Annotated in this window: 19 protein-coding genes; 9 read left to right on the top strand and 10 right to left on the bottom strand. The window is 66.4% G+C overall.

Translation table 11 applies throughout. From position 1 onward, the window contains the following. Positions 1-587: 587 nt before the first annotated feature. The 3 genes from HEB94_RS05450 to HEB94_RS05460 all read left to right on the top strand — a co-directional run bounded on the left by HEB94_RS05450 (position 588) and on the right by HEB94_RS05460 (position 2,576). Complete coding sequence (locus HEB94_RS05450) at positions 588-1,139, top strand: hypothetical protein (RefSeq protein ID WP_192748895.1); 552 nt, start codon at positions 588-590, stop codon at positions 1,137-1,139. A 424-nt stretch (positions 1,140-1,563) separates the two neighbouring features. Next, positions 1,564-2,139, top strand: a complete 576-nt coding sequence (locus tag HEB94_RS05455) for a hypothetical protein (RefSeq protein WP_192748896.1) — start codon at positions 1,564-1,566, stop codon at positions 2,137-2,139. Between the two features lie 8 nt (positions 2,140-2,147). Continuing rightward, the gene (locus HEB94_RS05460; protein ID WP_192748897.1) at positions 2,148-2,576 is read left to right on the top strand and encodes a hypothetical protein; all 429 of its coding nucleotides are present in this window, start codon (positions 2,148-2,150) and stop codon (positions 2,574-2,576) included. 1,036 nt (positions 2,577-3,612) lie between these two features. Here the strand turns inward: HEB94_RS05460 and HEB94_RS05465 are convergent. From HEB94_RS05465 to HEB94_RS05475, 3 genes are all read right to left on the bottom strand, one after another. Beyond that, the gene (locus HEB94_RS05465) at positions 3,613-4,254 is read right to left on the bottom strand and encodes a hypothetical protein (RefSeq protein ID WP_192748898.1); all 642 of its coding nucleotides are present in this window, start codon (positions 4,252-4,254) and stop codon (positions 3,613-3,615) included. 646 nt (positions 4,255-4,900) lie between these two features. Then, positions 4,901-5,071 carry a hypothetical protein gene (locus tag HEB94_RS05470; protein WP_192748899.1) on the bottom strand — a complete coding sequence of 57 codons (171 nt, stop codon included), beginning with the start codon at positions 5,069-5,071 and terminating at the stop codon, positions 4,901-4,903. 163 nt (positions 5,072-5,234) lie between these two features. Continuing rightward, positions 5,235-5,840 carry a hypothetical protein gene (locus HEB94_RS05475; protein ID WP_192748900.1) on the bottom strand — a complete coding sequence of 202 codons (606 nt, stop codon included), beginning with the start codon at positions 5,838-5,840 and terminating at the stop codon, positions 5,235-5,237. A gap of 262 nt (positions 5,841-6,102) precedes the next feature. On the opposite strand from HEB94_RS05475, the gene HEB94_RS05480 reads away from it, so the two are divergent. Further along, complete coding sequence (locus HEB94_RS05480; protein WP_192748901.1) at positions 6,103-6,591, top strand: nuclear transport factor 2 family protein; 489 nt, start codon at positions 6,103-6,105, stop codon at positions 6,589-6,591. 37 nt (positions 6,592-6,628) lie between these two features. Here HEB94_RS05480 and HEB94_RS05485 read toward each other — a convergent pair whose 3' ends face one another. Continuing rightward, a complete protein-coding gene (locus HEB94_RS05485; RefSeq protein ID WP_192748902.1) occupies positions 6,629-7,945 on the bottom strand; it encodes a cytochrome P450 in 1,317 nt (438 codons plus the stop codon). Between the two features lie 54 nt (positions 7,946-7,999). Next, on the bottom strand, positions 8,000-9,628 hold the full coding sequence (locus HEB94_RS05490; protein WP_192748903.1) for an FAD-dependent oxidoreductase: 1,629 nt from the start codon (positions 9,626-9,628) through the stop codon (positions 8,000-8,002). Positions 9,629-10,030: 402 nt separating this feature from the next. On the opposite strand from HEB94_RS05490, the gene HEB94_RS05495 reads away from it, so the two are divergent. Beyond that, entirely contained in the window at positions 10,031-11,116 is a 1,086-nt protein-coding gene (locus tag HEB94_RS05495; RefSeq protein ID WP_192748904.1) for an L-dopachrome tautomerase-related protein, read from the top strand. A 55-nt stretch (positions 11,117-11,171) separates the two neighbouring features. Here the strand turns inward: HEB94_RS05495 and HEB94_RS05500 are convergent, their stop codons facing one another. Then, the gene (locus tag HEB94_RS05500) at positions 11,172-11,729 is read right to left on the bottom strand and encodes a hypothetical protein (protein ID WP_202896156.1); all 558 of its coding nucleotides are present in this window, start codon (positions 11,727-11,729) and stop codon (positions 11,172-11,174) included. A 303-nt stretch (positions 11,730-12,032) separates the two neighbouring features. Between HEB94_RS05500 and HEB94_RS05505 the strand changes: the two genes are divergently transcribed. Further along, positions 12,033-13,154, top strand: a complete 1,122-nt coding sequence (locus HEB94_RS05505) for a DUF418 domain-containing protein (protein WP_192748905.1) — start codon at positions 12,033-12,035, stop codon at positions 13,152-13,154. Between the two features lie 78 nt (positions 13,155-13,232). On the opposite strand, the gene HEB94_RS05510 is transcribed toward HEB94_RS05505, so the two are convergent. Then, positions 13,233-14,126: an NmrA family NAD(P)-binding protein gene (locus HEB94_RS05510; protein ID WP_192748906.1), complete on the bottom strand. Its 894-nt coding sequence runs from the start codon at positions 14,124-14,126 to the stop codon at positions 13,233-13,235. 404 nt (positions 14,127-14,530) lie between these two features. On the opposite strand from HEB94_RS05510, the gene HEB94_RS05515 reads away from it, so the two are divergent. Beyond that, complete coding sequence (locus HEB94_RS05515; RefSeq protein ID WP_192748907.1) at positions 14,531-14,674, top strand: hypothetical protein; 144 nt, start codon at positions 14,531-14,533, stop codon at positions 14,672-14,674. A 186-nt stretch (positions 14,675-14,860) separates the two neighbouring features. Beyond that, positions 14,861-14,989: a GntR family transcriptional regulator gene (locus HEB94_RS05520; RefSeq protein WP_192748908.1), complete on the top strand. Its 129-nt coding sequence runs from the start codon at positions 14,861-14,863 to the stop codon at positions 14,987-14,989. 195 nt (positions 14,990-15,184) lie between these two features. Here HEB94_RS05520 and HEB94_RS05525 read toward each other — a convergent pair whose 3' ends face one another. Continuing rightward, positions 15,185-15,364, bottom strand: coding sequence for a hypothetical protein (locus HEB94_RS05525; RefSeq protein WP_192748909.1), 180 nt, complete (start codon positions 15,362-15,364; stop codon positions 15,185-15,187). 662 nt (positions 15,365-16,026) lie between these two features. Further along, positions 16,027-16,377, bottom strand: a complete 351-nt coding sequence (locus HEB94_RS05530; RefSeq protein WP_192748910.1) for a hypothetical protein — start codon at positions 16,375-16,377, stop codon at positions 16,027-16,029. A gap of 174 nt (positions 16,378-16,551) precedes the next feature. On the opposite strand from HEB94_RS05530, the gene HEB94_RS05535 reads away from it, so the two are divergent. After that, the gene (locus tag HEB94_RS05535; protein ID WP_192748911.1) at positions 16,552-17,535 is read left to right on the top strand and encodes a quinone oxidoreductase family protein; all 984 of its coding nucleotides are present in this window, start codon (positions 16,552-16,554) and stop codon (positions 17,533-17,535) included. A 7-nt stretch (positions 17,536-17,542) separates the two neighbouring features. Here the strand turns inward: HEB94_RS05535 and HEB94_RS05540 are convergent, their stop codons facing one another. Beyond that, the gene (locus HEB94_RS05540) at positions 17,543-18,646 is read right to left on the bottom strand and encodes an IS630 family transposase (RefSeq protein ID WP_192748912.1); all 1,104 of its coding nucleotides are present in this window, start codon (positions 18,644-18,646) and stop codon (positions 17,543-17,545) included. Between the last annotated feature and the right edge of the window lie 86 nt (positions 18,647-18,732).

Here is an 18,732-nt window from a genome sequence, read left to right on the forward strand (position 1 = left end):
CGCCGGGACACGAACGCGGCACTGCGGGCTGAGGTCAGCCTCCGCCTGGCTATGGGACCGGGCGCAGGCCGCTCGCGGATGAGGTGCCCTCCTCTTCATGGAACGCCAGCGCGGCGAGGGCGAGGGCGAGGGCGAGGGGTGAAGTCTCGCACGCTGCGCTGGTGGGTCCCGACGTCGTGGACCGGAGGCTCAAGGCTGTGCGGCGTCCGATCTTCATCCGGCAGGGCGGCGGGCTAAGTCGCGCTTTGGGTTACGCCGTGAGTCCCTGTCACGACGGGCCCATCGTCTCGTGTCCCGCGCTCCTTCCGGTGCCTACGGTCGCGGTGGAGACGAGAGGCACAGCATAAGGGCGGATCCGTTGCGCAAGCACCGATGTGCAGTGACTTGTATGCGAACCGATCGCCGCCGCCAGCAGTGCAGTCGCCCACTTGCTTGCCCGACATCCGCCCGCGCGCACGTCCACGCGAGCGCCTCCGTCGGGTTGTGCTCGAGAAGCAGCGGATCACCCATGGACCTACCAATCAGACGACTTTCGCCGGCCATGCGCTGAGTGGAAGGCGATGGGCGCAGGGACGCGTAGGAGGATCATGACGGAGCAAGACACAGTGATGCGTGAGATGCACGATCTTGGCTTGGCAGCTTGGTTCGGGGGATCGATGATGGGTGCGATCGGACTGAACCCCGCCGCCGAGGAAGAGTCCACCCAGGAAGGAAAGCAGCGCGTTGCGTCCTCGGGATGGGCAAAGTGGACGCCAGTAAACGCGGCTGCAATCGCCCTCCATCTCGTCGGTGCGGCCGGCCTGGCCTACGCGAATCGACGCCGTATCGGCGCACAGAAGGGCGTGCTAGCAGCAACCGTCGCCAAGACCGCACTGACCGGAGCGGCATTGGGCGCGACCGCGTACGCGCGAGTGCTTGGGAAGAGAATCGAGCTGGCGGCCTCCCCCGACCAGAAGCAGGCGGACAAGGCAGAGAAGCACCCTGTTTCTGTTGGCAGCGCGCAGAGTCAGCTACGCCTGGTCAAGTGGGCAGTCCCCGCCCTGACCGGAGGGATCGAGGTGCTCAACTCACTCCATGGAGAACAACAGCGGCCATCCCGGCAAGCGCGGGGAGTGCTCCGAAGGCTCGCAGCCGTCTGACTCTCCAGTCGCCTGCGGCGGCGCCGCAGTCTGGACTTCGTTCGGTGAGTGACAGACAGGAAGGGCCCGAGACGCGTCGGCGCCCCGTGCACTCACGTTGGCGGCACTCACGCTTGACATGCGCGAGGCGTGACGAGCCCCCAAAGGCAGCGGCACCACCACGCGCGGCCCGCAAGCCAAGGCCGCAAGACCTACCTGCGGCGGGTCCAATGTGTGGCGCGAGCGCTCGGCTCCCGTGCCCAGGCGTGGGTCCGCACCGGTCGATTGACACGGCATCGCCTGAGCGGCCACTGGACTTGGGGCTGCCGCGGCAGCTCCCTAAGGGTCTTTTCGAGGTGCTGACGAGGAGATACTTCTCGACCGGCTCGGGGGTCCCACCGTCGCATGGTTCTGACGAGCGGGGTAACCGTTTGAGGAGAGGAACATGAACGATTCGAGCAAGATCGCCCTGGCGGTGGTGGGCGGTTACGTTCTGGGCCGGCGAAAGAAGGTCAAGATGGCACTTTTGTTGGGCTCGGCGCTCGTCGGTAGGCATCTCGATGTGCGCTCGCTCGGGAAGGAAGTGCTGGGCCGGCTGGCCGGGTCACCCGAGGTTGGCCGGATCGTCGGCGATGTTCGCGGCGAAATGATGTCGACTGGCCGGGCCGCGGCGGTGGCCGTACTCAGCCGGCCGCTGGACAATCTTGCCGACCGGCTGGAGGAGCGCACCTCGCGGTTGGCTGGCGCTCCGCCGAAGGGCCGGCGGGAAGACGAAGACGAGGACGACGAGTACGAGGACCGAGCCGAAGACCAGGAGGAGGAGAAAGAAGAAGAGCCGGAGCGCGGCCGTGGCGAAGAGGAAGAAGAGGCACCTCGACGTCGACGGGCTGCCAGGAGGGAGTCGGGATACGGCGGCTCCGAACGGCGTCGTTCACCCAACGCCGTATCGCCGCGGCAGGGACGTGACCGAGAGTCCCGTACGACGAACCGCACCGGACGGCGCGGAAGCGGCCGAGGCTAGCCCTACCCGTGCCGATCCCGCGATGGCCAACTCGACAAGCCCGGTCTCTGGCACCACGTTCCCGGCATCGCATCCACAGTGACGACATCAACAACTACCTCAAGGAAGTGTTCTCCGCCGACGTGACGGCGAAGGCCTTCCGCACCTGGCATCCCACCGTGCTCGCCGCCGTCGGACTCGCGGTCTCCACCACCGCACGAACACCAACACAGCGCAGGCAGGCCGTGGCCCGGGCGATGCGCGAGGTGTCTGGATATCTCGGCAACACGCCGGCAGTCGCGAAGTCCTCCTACGTCGATCCTCGGATCGTCGACCGCTACCTCGCCGGAGACGCCATCGTAGATTCGTTGCCTACACTCGGGAAGGACACGGCCACCGGACATATGGCCACCGAGGGTCCTGTCGAGAAGGCCGTGATAGCCATCCTCGACGGTTGACGGCTGTCGACCGGCCCACCGACGCGAACAACGCGCAACAGACGGCCTTCTCGAGTTCCGCTTTCTTGATCTTCGAACAACCACGGACGCCCCTGGAAACGCCTCCCCCGCTACAACCGCCGGTTACGACCGCCGCGACGAACGGGCGAAGGATCTTGGCCCGAGCGCAATCCACATTCCTGGACGCCTTCGCGGTGACTGGCCGAGCAAGACCAAGGCAGCGCGACATCAACGAACTCGGCCAGCGCCAGCAGCGATGACAGTGGACGAGTGCGTGAGATTAGAGCCTTACCGCCCCAGCGAACACCGCAAGGACGCTTCCGTCCTAGAAACCGCGCCCCGAAGATCCACCACTGGGATGAGGTCTTGTTCCAAGCTGAGCCGGGACCCCCTTATTGCGGTACGTGGATCCGCTAGCGCCCATCGGCGGCGGGAGGGGGTTCGCCCTCTCGCTCGCGCCCGGTATCGGCATCCGTCACGGCTCCAGCGGTTCCGCCCTTCGCCTCCCGATCAGCCGCCTCCGCGCGCTTCTCGGCACCCGTCGTCTCGCCCACGCCCGCATCATCACCCGCGACCCGGCCGACGAAACTACTGCTCGGAGTGGTGCCAGTGGTGCTGTGGCGGTCTGGGCCCTCGGCGTCGGGAACGCCGCCGGTAGCCCGAGACCTCGCGGTCCCGGGGTCTCCAGGAGCATCGACCTCGCCGAACCGGCGACTCTCGCGGTCTCGCCTAAGCCGATCACGTAGCCATGACCAGACCGACATGGCAACCTCCATGTCAATTCGGACGGGACGCCACATCCCCTTCGGTACCGGCCGGGCGTACCCAGGCTGGTGAGCGCCTTCTACCCAGTCTTCAGCCTAACAACGCAACGTCCAGCACAGGCCGCACGCGGCGATGCGCGGTGCCGCTGCCGGTTGTCGCCTCGAAGACGCGGACCTGTCTGTCGCCTCGAAGACGCGGAGCCTGTCCAGCTCCAACTTTGCCAGGGCGCGGAAACCGGCTATGTCGACAATGTGGCAAGGTAACTAGGCACCTACAGCGCCCACTTGTTCTCGTCGTACTCCCCAGACCTCTGCTCGGATGCCTTGGCGTCAGGGGCACCGCACATCTCGCGGCCCCGTTTCACGGCGTAGTCGGCGGCTTCGGTCCATTCACTTGCCGGAAGCCCCAGCCACTGGCGCAGGCCCTGACCGTGCGCGGCGAGCATCCGGGGATGTAGCCGCCCTTGGGCCATGGCATGCAGCACCAGGTCCACGGTGTCGTCCACCTGGACAGCGGAGACGGGCTCGAGGAGTCCGGCGCCTATGCCGGCGTAGGGCACTTCGGCGATGCGGTGGCGGGTGAGCATGCGGGGTGAGGCGTAGTGCCGGGACCGGTACAGCCGGTCCTGGATGTCCTCGCGGGTCTCGCTGGGATGGGCGGCGAGGATGGTGTCGGCGCCGTCGACGCGCTCGCCGCGGCGTATCCGGTCCGGTCCCTCGAGCATCGGGGCGAGCAGCTGGTCGGTCGCGGCCGCGCGCCAGGTCCCGTCGCCGGAGTAGATGCCAGCCTGCCCGGTTCGCCGTACATGATCGTAGATGGCCTGCACGGCCACCTCGAGCTGCTGCCGGCGCCCTCCGGTCGGCACCTCATACCCATCGACGCCCTGCTTCCCGTACCTGCGCTGCTGCCCCACACCCGCATTCTGACTCGAACAGGCGTTCGACGGAAGGTTGGGTCTGCCTGCGGAGAGTGGAACCGCCCGCGCCAGGCTTGGGTTGCTGGCGCAGGCGGCAAGGGAGGGGAATCTCTCCCGAGAGCCGGACCGACTGGTGATGTGACCGTTGTCCGGCAGGGCCCGCCCGCCTCCGGAGATGGCATTTGAGTCGGCGGGCGGGGCACCTTCACCACGTGTCGTACCCAGCGGCCGGTGCCTACCGCCCTGCGGACTCATGAAGATCTGCACACGCGACCACTCAGGCTTACAACGTAAGTCCCGGTCGGGTCAGGCCGATCGTCCCCTCCCCCAGGCGCGGACCGGTGCCTACGGTGCCGGGTAGACGACAGGAATTCCATGACTGCGGACCCACAGAGCAACGGACAGATGTGCAGCGACCCCGCGTGCGAAGGGGCCGGGTATCACCGCCACTGGGTCGATCCCGGGCACGCGCTCGCGGCTTGTCTGTTCGACATCGTTCACGGAGGTCCGCCCAGTGAGGCCGACCTGGCGGCGCTCCCGCCGGGATGGCGACGGCTGGTCAGGTCGGTCCAGAAGCGGTGCGAGCACAGCCACGCACACGCGCCAGCGGATCGTGGGGGCTCGGCGTAGCGCGGTGCACCGCTCACAGCGGCCGGTGTAGCCCCGTTCCCACCAGGAGTGCGGGGGCTACACCGGTCCGCATGTCCGGTACGACTTGCACGCGGCGGAACAGCCGCTCCAGGACCCCGCGCCGCTCCTTCAGCGGCCGGCGACGCGCGTCGCCGTCCTCCCGTATCTCCAAGACGTCGAACACCAAACCAGGTAGCAGGTGCTACAGCAGGTGTCGCACCGATCAAGCGACCACACTCGTCATCTCGACCCTCTTCACGTTAGGCGTCGCATTCGGAGACCACCCCTGGTCGGACTTGCTGGTCGTTTCTGAGCCGGTGCTCGACCAGCACTGGTAGCGGTTGAGTTCAACGGGGGAAGTGCAGCCACGGCTCGCGGAGGTCGATGTAGGTCAGGTCCGCCCTCATGTCCTGGAACACCCGTCTGGCGTCGGGCGAGAGCAGTGCCTTCTGCTCACCCACACGCGCTTCGTACTCGCTGGTGAAGTACACCGCCTCGGTGATCCAGGACGGGTCATCGTCATGGATGGCGATCACTGTCCCCAGGAGTTCGGGTCGTTCCCTGCGCAGCACTTCTTCACTCTGGGCCACCACCGCTTGCCACCTGTCCGGATTCGTGACCCTGCATTGCAGGACCTGGACGAAGCCCGCATGGAAAGACTCGCCGAGACTCATGGTCATCACGTCGCGGCAGTTGTGAAACCTCACCTCACCGGTGAAGAGATCCCTGGTCTGCTGCCGCCAGGCGGCCTGCTCAGGTCGCTCGCCGCCGGCCCGCGCTGCAGCCTCCGACTCGAACATCGCCAACGCGATCACCGTGCCGTCGGAGGCGACGCCCGATGTCGAACCGAGCCATCCCCGCGCATGCGGCGCGAGATCCTCCATCCAGCGCTCGACCGCAGCTTTCAGGGCTGTCGGGTTCTCGACGTGTCCTTGGACGACCTGAATGAACACCGGCGTTACCCTCTCTCACCGCCCAGCTACGTGCGGTCGGCTTCGACGCTACGCCGGCCAGGCGCTCTGCCCACGCGCGGGCCGGAACTGCGGACGATTCGCAACAAAACCGACGCCCACATCGGCCTCGCTCGCACCCGCTCCCGGGGCTGACCCGGTTCCCGGTCCTGCGCGACGGCTCGGACGGAGGCCGAGCGGGGAAGGGACCCAGACATGCCCCACCGAGCAGCGGCGCGGGCGCGGATCTGCGGGAGCAGCACCCATGAACTCCTCGGCACTGGACGGCTTCGATGCGATCAATGTGATCAGCAGGTACTTCCAGTTCTGCGACGCCAAGGACTTCGACGGAATGCGCTCACTCTGGGCGGATGTGGTGAGCGTCGACTACGGCGGAGTTTTCCCGCTCGAGGGCCAGGTCGAAGCCGACGCGCTGAAGCGCGCCATGGCCGAAGTCATCGGCCCGATCCCGCTGACCCAGCACATGATCACCACCCCGGTCGCGGACGTCGAAGGAGACACGGCCACGGTCCGGTTCCACCTGGAGGCCCTGCACCACCACCCCGACCTGGGCAAGGACGAGCGGAGCACCGACTGGACCATGTACGCCCGCGGGGTGATCGGCCTCAGCCGGACGCCGGACGGGTGGAAAGTGTCCTCCGAGCGCCTGAGCGTGGTCCACCAGACCGGGAACCTGGACTTCGTCAACGCCGTCGCCCAGCACGCCGCCAAGCGCGACCCGTCCTCTCCATAGCCGGTCCACTGCGATCGGGTAGTGGCGCTGCCCTCCCTCAGCCGACGGCGGTGGGGCGTTCCGCTCCTGGTCGCGCGGGGTCGACGCCGTCGATCTCGACCAGCAGATGACGGGGGCCGCGCAGGCTCGGACTCGCGCGGTAGGGCGGTGGGTCGGCGAGGAGTCGGGGGTTCCTCAGCCGGCATGCGAGCTCGGTGAGGGCGATCTGCGTCTCGGGGCGGGCCAGCGGCGCACCGAAGCAGTAGTGGATGCCGCCCCCGAAGCCGAGGTGCTCGTTGTGCTCGCGGTCGGGGTCGAAGCGGTCGGGATCGTGGACGAAGTCCGGGTCGCGGCTGCCGGCGGCCAGCACGAGCGTGACCGGTGAACCCTTGGGGATGGTGGTGCCGCCGACCTCGATGTCGTCAAGGGTGTTCCGGGAGTTGGCCAGAAACTGCACAGGCGGTTCGTAGCGCAGAAGTTCCTCGACCACCCGGGCAGCAAGATCGGGTTCGTCGCCGCGGCGCAGCCGATCCAGCACCTCGGGGTGCCGCAGCAGGGTGAGCATGCCGTTGGTGATGAGGTTGACGGTTGTCTCGTGGCCGGCGACGAGGAGCAGGGCCGCGTTGCTGAGCACCTGTTCGTAAGGCATCGCCGCCTCGGCCCCGTCGCCGCTGAGCAGGCCGGAGAGCAGGTCGTCGCCGGGTTGGCCGCGGCGTGCGTCGAGCAGCTCAGCAAAGTACTGGCCGAGGTCGGCGTTGGCCTTGTCGCGCCGGCGCTGCCGCTCCGTGATCCCTCCGGTGGTCGGGTCGACAGCCTTGATGACCGCGTCCGACATTGCTTGGAAACGCGGTTCGTCGTCGCGGGGCACGCCCAGCAGGCGGCAGATCACCGTGACCGGGAAGGGATAGGCGAAGTCGTCGACGATGTCGACGCGGGTCGTGCCCGACCGGTCCTTGCCCGCAACATCGTCCTTGCCCGCGAAGTCGTCGATCTCACCAGTCACGATCCCGAACATGTCGGGGATCATGCTGTCGATTCGACCGGGGCGGTGGGGCGGCCCGAAGTTCCACGTGAGCAGGCGTCGGGCCCTGTCGTGGTCGGGCGGGTCGGTTTGGATGAAGGGGGGCGGCAGCCCGGCAGGGCCCTCTTCGGACGCCTGCGTGGGCGCGTCGGCGTCGTACTCGGGGAAGTTGCGCCGGTCCGAGCTGAGGCGTGGGTCGTGGAGCAGGGCGACGATCTCCCGGTAGGTGCTCACGACGTAGCTTCCGTCCTCCGCCCACACCACGGGTGTCTTGCGCAGCTCCGCGTACAGCGGGTACGGGTCGGCGCGGTGGGAGTAGTCGAGGATCTGCTGCCAGATACTGTCCTGGGGCATGATGCGCGACCTCCTGGGAGTTGGATCGCGGTGCGTCGGCTCCGCCGGCGGGCGTCACAGGTAGGTTCTGCGGACAAACGTGGCCCGCCGTTCGCTGGGTCCGTGGCCGGTCACCACGACGGTGGCTTGATGGGTGGGCCGATCTGGGACCTGTGCTGGGACCGGGCCTCCCTCGGTGGGCTGGTCGACGGTGCGGAAGGAAGGCGGGAACGGCGCCGCCCGGTCGATCAACCCCTCATAGAAGTCCAGCCATTTGGACTGGTTGAAGGCGACAGCCGCGGTGATGCGTCCGCGGTAGCCGTAAGCGGCGACGAATCGGTAATCGGGCACGGACCCTTGGGCGATGACGACGTGGTCGGCGTAGGTCGGGACGCCGACGGACTTGATCTCGGTGCCGAACTGGGTGGACCAGAACTCCGGTAACGCCAGGTGCGGCCAGCGTTCGCTCTGAGCGCTGATCATGTTGTGTGCGGCGATCTCCGCCTGGGCGACGGCGTTCCCCCAGTGCTCGAGGGCGAGGTACTGGTAGTCATAGAGGGGGTGGGGGAATCGGGCGATGTCGCCTGCGACGAACACATCGTCGGTAACGACGCCGTTCACGTCGACAGCGCGGCACCCCGCATCGCACGCCACCCCCCAGTCCCCCGCGGCCAGCCCTGAGCCTTCCAGCCACTCAACGTTGCGGATGCTGCCGAGCGCGGCCACCGCGACGTCGACGTCGAGGGTGCTGCCGTCGGACAGCCGGGCTCGCCGCAACCTCCCGCCCGGATCGCCTTCCAGCGCCTCGACTCCAACGCCGCACCGCAGGTCGACACCGTGGTCGCGCTGGATCTGGGCCGCGACGCCGCCGATCACGGCGCCCAGCGAGCCGACCAGCGGGGCCGGGCCCTGCTCGACTACCGTCACCGGCACGTCCAGCTCGCGGCAGGCGGAGGCGACCTCAGAGCCGGTGAACCCGGCGCCGATGACCAGCGCCCGGCTGGGGCTGGCCGCCAGCCGTCGCCGCAACCCGTCGGCGTCGTTCGGGCTGCGGAGTACGTACACCCCGTCAAGCCCGGCCTCCGCCTCGTTCGGCCACGGCCGAGCCCGCGCCCCAGTGGCGATGAGCAACCGGTCGAACCCCACTCTCTCGCCGTTGGCCAGGAGCACCTGTTTGCTGCCCAGGTCAACCCCCGTGGCCGCGACACCGAGCCGCCAAAGCGCGTCCAGTTCGTCGCGGCGGGGCAGTGCGCTTGCCCGCGCCGAAGCCTGGCCGATGAGGACTTGTTTGGACAGCGGTGGCCGGTCGTAGGGACGGTAGGGCTCGTCTCCGATCACGGTGAGCGAACCGGTGAAGCCGGTTCTGCGCAGTACCAAGCCTGCCCGCAGCCCTGCCAGGGACGCCCCGACGATGACGATGCTCCCGGTGCGTTTGGACGCCTCCTCCGGACCCGCGACGGGCACGTGCGCCGGGGCAACTGACGGTTGGCGCGGCTGCGGGACGTTCGCCTGGCTGGGCGGGTCGAAGGCGATTGCCTGGACCGGGCAGGCCGCCGCGGCGCGCGCGATCTTTGCCCGCTGCGCGTCGTCAGGAGTGGGGTCGTACAGCAGCGCCTCGTCGCCCCGCATTTCGAACACATCCGGCGCGGCGAAGGCACACTGTGCATAGCCCTGACAGCGCGTGAGATCCACAACGACCTTCACGAGGGCCTCCGTTCCCCCGGGGAAGCCTCTCATTCAGTGGACCACGGACCGGTGGGATCCGCACAATGCCTGCGCTGTTGTCACGCCAGGGTCACTGGGAGATCAGGCCGCCTACGCCCTCAGCGCTGGGCCGGAGGCGAGGCGTAGGCGGCCATCCCCCAGGGGAACTCACCCTCGGGGCCCAGGTACCCACCTGCGGGCCCGCGCCGGCCGGCCCAAAGTCACAGGAGCTCAGAGCCTTCAGGCCCATCAGACACCACAAACACCCGAAGCGACCTTGAGACTCTGACGTGGTTGGAGGACGCGGGCTGCGTAACACTGGTCAGACAGGCTCCGCGTCCGGGCCCCTCTCTGGTCGAGCGCGGGACTTGCCGCCGTGGAGGTCCGGAAGGAATGTCTGCCATGGTCGACGAAGAGCGCGAGGGCGACGTACCTGCGCCGCTTGGTTCCTGGATCGCACCGGACTACGAGGTCGTCGCCGAATTCGACTTCATGCAGACCGGCGTCACCGTGAGCCCTACTGGTCGGATCTTCGTGTCCTTCCCCCGCTGGGGAGATGACGTCTCGTTCACTGTCGCGGAAGTCGTCGACGGTCGTCCGGTGCCTTATCCGGATTCCACCGTCAACCGGCTCGACGAGGCGAACCCCGCAACCACGTTCGTGTCCGTGCAGAGTGTCATCGTCGACCCGGCCGAGCGTCTCTGGGCGGTCGACACCGGCAGCCTGGCCTTCGCTCCTCATCTTCCGCGCGGGCCCAAGCTCGTCGAGATCGACCTTGGGAGCGACAAGGTCGCGAGGATCATCCCGATCGAGGGCGCGGCGACCACGCCGACGACCTACATCAACGACGTCCGCTTCGACTTGAGCAGGGGAGAAGACGGCTACGCCTACGTGTCCGACTGCGATCCGACCGGCGCCTTGATCGTCGTCGACCTCGCCACCGGAGACTGCTGGGCGAAACTTCGCGGCCATCCGACCACGTCCGCCCAGCCCGACTTCCGAGCGATCGTCGAGGGCAGGATGCGGGACAACTACGTCGTCGGCGTCGACGGCATTGCAGTGAGCGCGGACGGTTCGCGGCTCTACTACTGCCCGTTGTCGAGCAGACGGCTCTACAGTGTCGCCGCGGACCTGCTCACCGACGAGTCCGCCTCCGACGAGGCGGTCGCCGAATCCATCATCGACCACGGTGACAAGGGAGCCTCCGACGGGCTCGAGTCCGACGCGGCCGGCGCGGTGTATTCCACCAGCTACGAGCACAGCGCCGTCCTACGCCTTGATCCCGACGGAACCTGGACGACGCTCATGCACGGGCCGGATCTGCTCTGGCCGGACACGCTCGCCCTCGCCGACGACGGGTACCTCTACCTCAGTGCGAACCAACTGCCCCGCGCACCGCTGTTCAACGCGAACGTCGACGACCGACTCCCGCCGTACAAGATCGTCCGCAAGGCGATCACAGGAGCTCCCGTCCGCCTGACCAGATGAGGTGCTCGGGAACTTGGGGAATGATGGTGCGTCACACGTACGAAGAGGTGGGCACTCACGCGAGCTCGGCCGGTGGCTGCGCATCCAGGGCCACCAGGAGGGCGGACACCTTCTCGTCCAGTTCGTGGCCGACCGCCGTGATGGCTGGATCGTGGAAACTGGCGAAGAGCGTGCTGGGCTGGTCGATGACGAAGACGGCCTGGCCGGACGCATCGGCGTGGATGAGCAGGTGGAGGGGGGCGTAGAGCATCACCGAATGGTCGTGGCGGTACATGCGTTCGGCGATGACATGATTTCCCATCAGGTAGACCACGCACTCCCCGGCGGCTCCGGAAGTGGCCATGAACGGCGATATGTCAAGGCTCTGGTAGCGCAGGAAACCGTGCGGGGCCTCCTCGCTCATAAGCCGGACGACGGCATCCCAGGTGTCGAGCTTAAAGAAGCTGGCGGCGTCGGCGGCTGGGACCAAGCGCTCAAAGGTGCGGACTGCGTCGTCGTACGGTCGGTTGAGAGGGACGGTGAGCCGCCGGGCTGTGTAAGTGCTGGTCGCCGGAGCGTTCGCCATGGTTCTGAGCATTCCCTGACAAGCCTGGGTTGCACCTTGCGACTCCAAGAACCGACCTGACGTAACTGGCCGCGGGGTGATCACAAGCGGTGTACCCGCGTCAGAGGCTCTGTTCGCTGGCGGCGGTCCGGGTGAACAGCTTCGCGTCGATGTTCCAGGTGCTGATCGATGGAGAGCACCACCGCCCTACCGGGTGGGTCCGGACAACTTGACGCTGCCATACCGGTGCGGTGCACAGAACGTGCATCGCAGTTGTTTGTCCACTGACCGGCCGAAAGTACGATCTCGGGCGCTTCGGAGCCTACTTTTAGCTGATGCCGTCCCCCTGGGTGGCCCTAAAGGATGAGGCCCATGCCACGCGAAGATCTCCCCCAGAAATCGCGGCGCCCCAAGGGTCCGGCCAGCCATCCCGACCAGCGTTTCCCGCACGACGGGCCCGCCGCCGCCTCCCCCGATCGGCCCCAGACCGTCGCCTCCGCGGCGGGCCAGCCCCAGACCGCTGCGTTCTCCTCTGGTCGGCCCCGGATCGTCGCACTCGACGTGCTGCGCGGGTTCGCGCTGTGCGAGATCCTGCTCGCCAACATCCAGCTCATTGCCACCGGCAGCTCTGCCGTCGTGACGCAGCCCATGGGCCACTGGGACCCCTGGCTCGGACTGCCGATCTTCTCCCTACTGTTCGGCATTGGGTTCGCGCTGCTGCTGGACTCCGCCGCGAGCCGCGTCCCCCGCCCACGGCTGGTCCTGCTGCGCCGGCTTGGGGCGCTGCTCGCGATCGGCCTCGTGCACATGCTGTTATGGCCGGGCGAGATCCTGACCAAGTACGCTGTCGTCGGCCTACTTGTTCTGCTGCCCTCGACCTGGCTGCCGCGGTGGGCCATGGCCGGCCTTGCCGCCGCACTCATTCCGGCGGCGCTGATCTTCGGCGGGGGCGGGCCCATGCTGATCGCAGGGCTGTTTCTGCTGGGCTCGGCACTGGTCCGCTACGGGGTGATCGAGCAGGTCGAGCGCTCCACCCGAGGGCCGCTTCTGCTGGGCCTGCTCTTCGCGGCGGGACTGGCCTCTGCCCTGTGGGTACAGGCCAGCATGCGGGCCGTGGGGGCCACGACGTACCTGTCATCCGCGTCCAGCCTTGCCGATCTGCTGCTCGTCGGTGTGTACGTGTGCGGCCTGCTGGTCCTGCTCAGAACGCCGCTGCGACCGGCGCTGCAGTTCGTCTTCGCGCCACTGGGCCGGATGGCACTGACCAATTATCTGACCGCCACACTCCTCGTTCTGGTGGCCAGTCACATCCTCGGTCTGCCGATCGGCCAGTCCTTGACGGCGGCGTACCTGGCCGCGGGAACCATCCTCACGGCCCAGTGGCTTTTCTCAACCCTCTGGCTGCGCCGCTACCGCCAGGGCCCCATCGAGTGGCTCTGGCGCTGGGCCACCTGGGCTCACCGCCCGCCCCTCGGCCGGGCCAGGACGTCATGAGCTCGGGGCCGGAGTCGATGATGACGACGTCGTCTTCCTCATTGGCGCCGACGACCGCACGCTTCAGACGGAGAGGCGTCACCGCGATGCGCGGTCGAATTCCCGCCTGTTCCTCTCGACAAACTCCTCGACCCCCATGGGTGGCCTGCCGGTGATGGTCTCGATGACGTCGTTGGTGCCGGCGAAGATGCCGTTCTGGTAGTCGATCGCGACGTTTCGCAGATGCTGGATCCGGTGCGGATCCCAGCCGCGGCCACGAAGGATGTCAGCGAAGGTCGCCGGAGAGATCGGTTCGTACCGCACCGGTCTGCCGAGCGCCTTGGACACTCGAGCCGCAATCTCGTCGTGGTGGAGCTCCACCGGGCCGAAGATCGGGTATGTCTTCGCAGCGTGCGGACCGGGGTTCGCAACGATGGCAGCTGCCAACCTTCCGAGGTCCTCGCCCGCGATCGGCGCGTGACGGCCGTCGCCCATGGGAAATCGAAGAACGCCACCCTTCTCGTCGTACTCCCCATACACGATCAGCCACTCGGCGAAGAAGGTCGGCCGTAGGTGAGTCACCTGTGCCGGGAACCTGTCCAGAACGCGCTCCGCAAGCCAGTGTTGACGGGCGGCGTCACTCTTGGCTTCGCGACGGGCGGAGATCTGCGACATGTTGACGATGGCGTCCACGCCGTTCTCGGCCGCCGCCTGGGCGAAGATGACGGTCGCCTCGATCAGACCTGGCGCGATCGGATGGACGAAGTACGCACTTCCCACGTCACGTGTCGCCCCGCCGACATCATCCAGGTCGTGGAGGTCACCACGCACCACCTCGGCCCCGGCCGCCGCCAGCTGCTCGGATCGCTCGTCCTCGCGGTGAACCAGAGCGCGTACCCGGAGCCCATCCCTCAGCAGAAGGCGGACCGCGTGGCCGCCCGTCTTGCCGGTGGCTCCCGTGACGAGAATCGACTTCTCATGATCGGTGTCCACTTGGCCTCCCGAAACTCTGCTTGATCGGTGTGACAAGAGCCGGAGGGCTCTGGCCACCGCGATGCGCCGCTGAGGGACCGCTCTGTTGCGCGTTCCAGGTGCTCCGGCGACAACGACGCAACCGTAACCCGATTGCCTATGTCGGGCAAGAGTCAGCGCGACGTCGCGATCGCCGCGTCGTCAGCGCTCTATGTCCCCTGCTGATCGACATACGCACAGTTCGCACGGGTTCTGTCTCCCCGGGGCACTCTGGCGGGGTGATCTCCTGGCCCGCCACCCACCGCCACGCGCTGACCGGCCTTGCCCTGATATAGGAGCTGCTGAACACCAGCGCCGCCCGGAACGACCTGCTCGACGACATCCCCGGCGCCCTGGAGTGGGCCGAGACGGTTGTGGACTCCTACGTGCAGACCACGCATCGCGATCGACTCGAGGTGACCGTGGGCACGGCCGACGTCGAAGCTCTGCGGGCATTGCGGACCGACATCTTCAGCGTGATCAACGAGAGCACGGGGGCCGCCAAGGGCCGGATGTTCCGAAATCGGTGACGCTCGGGTTTTCCATCGCCGACGGCAATGTGGACCTGCGCCCACGAGGTGAGGGGTGGCGAGCGATCGCCGCGCCCGCCGGCACGCCTCCACGCAGACGGTCCCGCCCTTTGGCCCGGCGAAGCGGCCAGGTGGTGATGGGGGACCCTCCGTGCCCGGATTCCCGACTGGGAGAAGCGCCGGCCGATGGCGAGTGATCTGCGGCTCATCCAGGCCTACGGCATCTCCCGAGGGACTGCGCGGCGTGCCATCGCCGTCCTGGTGGACGAGGGCCCCCTAGTCGTGGCACCGCAGTGCGGGACGTACGTGAAATGAAAAGAGCCCCGCCTGCCCGCCCGCCCGCCCGGGGACTAGAAGGCGGGGCCTGCCTGCACAACTCTCCGAGTTCAGCGTTGGTTCCCAGCGCCAGAAAAAGAAAAAGGAGCCCTATCTCACGAAGAAGTAGGGCTTTACCTTTTAGGCTAGGCCGCTATGGAACCTCATACTCAGGACGTCCATGATCGCCTCGGGTCATGGGCTTCCACCCATACTGCTAATCAGAGCCTCTGGGTTACAACCGCGCTGCTCCCCAAATTCCACGGCATCATCGAGGTCAACAGGGTCGGGCAACTCCCGCATGGCCTCATCGGCTGCCTTGAAGTACCCCGCCTTGCGCAACACGTCAACGATCACCTGCCTGCTGTACTGCATGTCGGGGATCACCGTCTTCGCTAAAACGAGCTGTGCGCTCGGCACTTGAGAGCCGCCACTACTTCACGCTACGGCCGGGAGCAGCTAGACGGGAGCACTCCCGCCGCCGACGCCCGCCGATCAGTTCCCTTCCAAGATGATCTCAACCCCTCTGCGCCGGAGAAGTGAGAAAGAGCCCCGCCTCCGAAGAGACGGGGCCCTAGGTCAGACCGGCTGACCGTTGAACCGAGCTTCCAAAATATCCAGGATTGCCGCGACGCCGCACCTGACCCCGACGTCCAGGGCGTGCAGCTCGTCCTCGGACAGCTCTACGTTGTCGACGTTCCTCTCGGCACTCAGATGGGACCACGCGCATCGCCATCCCCGAGAGATCGCTGCCTTCCGCATCTGATCACTCCCCGCTGATCTCGCCTTGTATGCAAGCTGTATCTATGACAACCCATCCGCCCCCGATTTGATTACCGAGTGCGAGTAGCGCGCTTCCTATGGAAGCGATAAGCACAGGTACTGAGGTGACGTGCGGACTTCTTGCTGACATAGGACGACTCAAGCCGCCGATCCTGGTCTCGTGGTCGCCTGCTTGGCTAGGATTCCTCCTGCCTTGATGGTCGGATTCTGCCGTCTTCACCACTACCGCACAGATGTCCGCAAGTGTGACCTTCCTACAGGCTGACCTTCTCTATCCTCACCAGCCGGCCGGAGGGAGCCTCCAGACCGAAGTCCTGCAGCTTGATCAGGTCACCCGCATCCTCGATCGCCTGCAACGCTGCGAGTCGGTCACGGACCCAACCATCGTGGCCATCCAGTTGGCCGCTCTGCCACGTCTCAAAGTCAAAGCAGCTCAAGAGCAGTTGGAGCACCCGCTGTGGCTTGACCGCGGGTAGCGCCTTTACGCCGTAGCTGTGGACGACCGGGCCCTTGGTGGAGTCAGTCACCTTGCGAGTGACGGTGAACCGGAAGCCGAGCGACGTCTGCGGTCCGAGGTTGGTGGGATGGTCGCCTGCAGCAGGCACCCACCAACCTCGTTGTGCTCAGTGCATTTCGTCAGATTGGCGGCATCGCCGTGTGTGAGGAGACGCACGCTTCAGGCGCATGTCAAGTTTCCGTGACGGCGTAACCTGAAGGCACCGGAGGAGCGCATCTGGTGGCGGGTGTCCCTCCACGAGTGGCTACGAGGCGGCAGCTTCATGACGCAGACGATCCCGGAGTCGTTTCTCGGCGTCGGTTACACGAGCCACCGCGCTGGGCTACCACTCGAGGCCGTGCGCTTTCACGTCCCTCAGCCGTCGGCCGACCAGGTTCTGATCCGCGTCGCCGCCTCGTCGCTCAATCCGCTGGAGTACAAGCTGGCCGACCTCAATTTCATGGGACGGACGCCACCGGTCGCTCTCGGTCTTGACCTCGCTGGCGTGGTGATCGCCGTGGGCCATGCTGTGGGTGGCGTAGACGTCGGCGACACGGTGACAGCCATGGCCGATTTGAACGGTGATGGCGGCTGGGTCGCAACCAGCGGCAACAAAGACGTAGGCGGCTACGCTCTCGCACGCCAGTTCCTCACCGTTCACAAGCCAGCATCGCTGAGCTTCCGCGATGCGGCCGCGCTCCCCATGTGCTTCCTGTCGGCATTCGCAGGTCTTTACCCGGCTGCCCAGGCCGGAGACACGGTCTATATCCCGGGCGGCGGGGGCGGTGTGGGGCACCTCGCCGTGCAGATGGCGGCGCGTGCCCTGGGGGCCGGATCGGTCATCAGCAGCGGCAGTACGCCGGAATCGATCGCGCTGGCCCGGCAGTCCGGAGCCCACCACGTTTTCGATTACAAGCGCGACGACATCCCCGCCGAGATCGCCAAGCTGACCGGGGGCCGGGGCGTTGACCTGGTCTTCGACGCCACCTACAGCGAGCACAGCTTTGTCGAGGCCGCGAAGACCGTCCGGCGGGGCGGCAGCTGGATCGTGCTCGGCGTCGGCCCTGGCAAGACGACACGATTGGCCGAAACGCGCAGCCCTGTGTCTACGATCCTCGCTGAGCGCGCCGCCAAGCACGTCAACGTCAATCTGCTGCGCTACTTCTCCGAACCTGCCACGCTCGACAGCGAGGCGCGCGCATTTCTCCAGCGCGGGATGGCACTGGCGATGGAGTGGGCGGAGCAAGGACTAGTGTGTCGTAATTAAAAGTGCTTTACTTGGGGTTGTAGTTGTTGGCGACCAGCTTCACGTAGTCGCGGTCGAGCATGGCTACTTTCTCAAGGATCTGATCGGCTGTCGCTGTCCACTCGAACGGCTCGGCGTCTTCGTTCCAGTGGTCGATGTAGTTCTCGATATGGCGGATCAGCTCGGCGAGGGATTTGAAGGAGCCGCGGCGGATGGATTGCCGGGTGATGATGCCGAACCATGTTTCGATCTGGTTGATCCAGGAGCTACCTTTCGGCGTGAAGTGGAACTTCACGTTGGGGTGTTTGGCCAGCCATTCGTTGACGTCGCCGTTGTTGTGAGTTTTGAGGTTGTCGAGGACTACGTGGATTTCTTGCTCTGCCGGGTACCGTTTGACCAGTCGTTCCATGAAGCGTAGGAACTCTTTGGTCCGCTTTCGGTGGAAGGTTTGTCCGGTGATTTTTCCGGTGAGCACCTCAAGGGCGGCGAACAGGTTCGTGGTGCCGTGGCGGACGTAGTCGTGGGTGCGCTTCTCGGTCTTGTCGAAGCTGATCGGCAGTAGCGGCTGGGTCCGGTCCAGAGCCTGGACCTGCGTCTTCTCGTCGAAGCTGAGCACCACCGCACCCTCGGGCGGATCGAGGTAAAGGCCTACGACGTCGACCACTTTGGTCGCGAACTCCGGGTCGGTGGAGGTCTTGAACGTGCCCTGCCGATGTGGCTTCAAGCCGTGCTCACGCCACAATTCGGCGACGAAGTTGTGCGAGACGCTGATACCTTCACGGCGTCTCAGATACTTGGCCATCTCATAGCTCGACCAGTGCGTCAGCCCCGTTTCTTTCGGCGGGCCGAGCTTCGTTAACGCCACAATCCGCGACCGCACCGAATCAGACACAGAACGAGGCCTGCCAGTCGACGTACGGTCCTCTAACCCCGCTACGCCGGCCTCTTCGAACCGGTCCACCCACTTATACACCGTCGGCTTCGACGCTCCGAAGCGCCTCGCAATATCCGCGGCACTCTCACCATCGAACCACGCCAGCACCATCTGTGCCCGCATCGACTCCGAGCCGTCGTACCCGACAGACACAACCGACTCCAACTCGCTACGCCGCTCCTCCGTAAGCTGCTGCATACCAAAATTGTTTCACAAGCACCATTGAAAGTAAAGTGAATTCAATTACATGACACTAGTCCTCGAGCAAGCGTGTCGGCTGGGCT

This window comes from Actinopolymorpha pittospori, from assembly GCF_014873875.1.
Taxonomy (GTDB): Bacteria; Actinomycetota; Actinomycetes; order Propionibacteriales; family Actinopolymorphaceae; genus Actinopolymorpha; species Actinopolymorpha pittospori.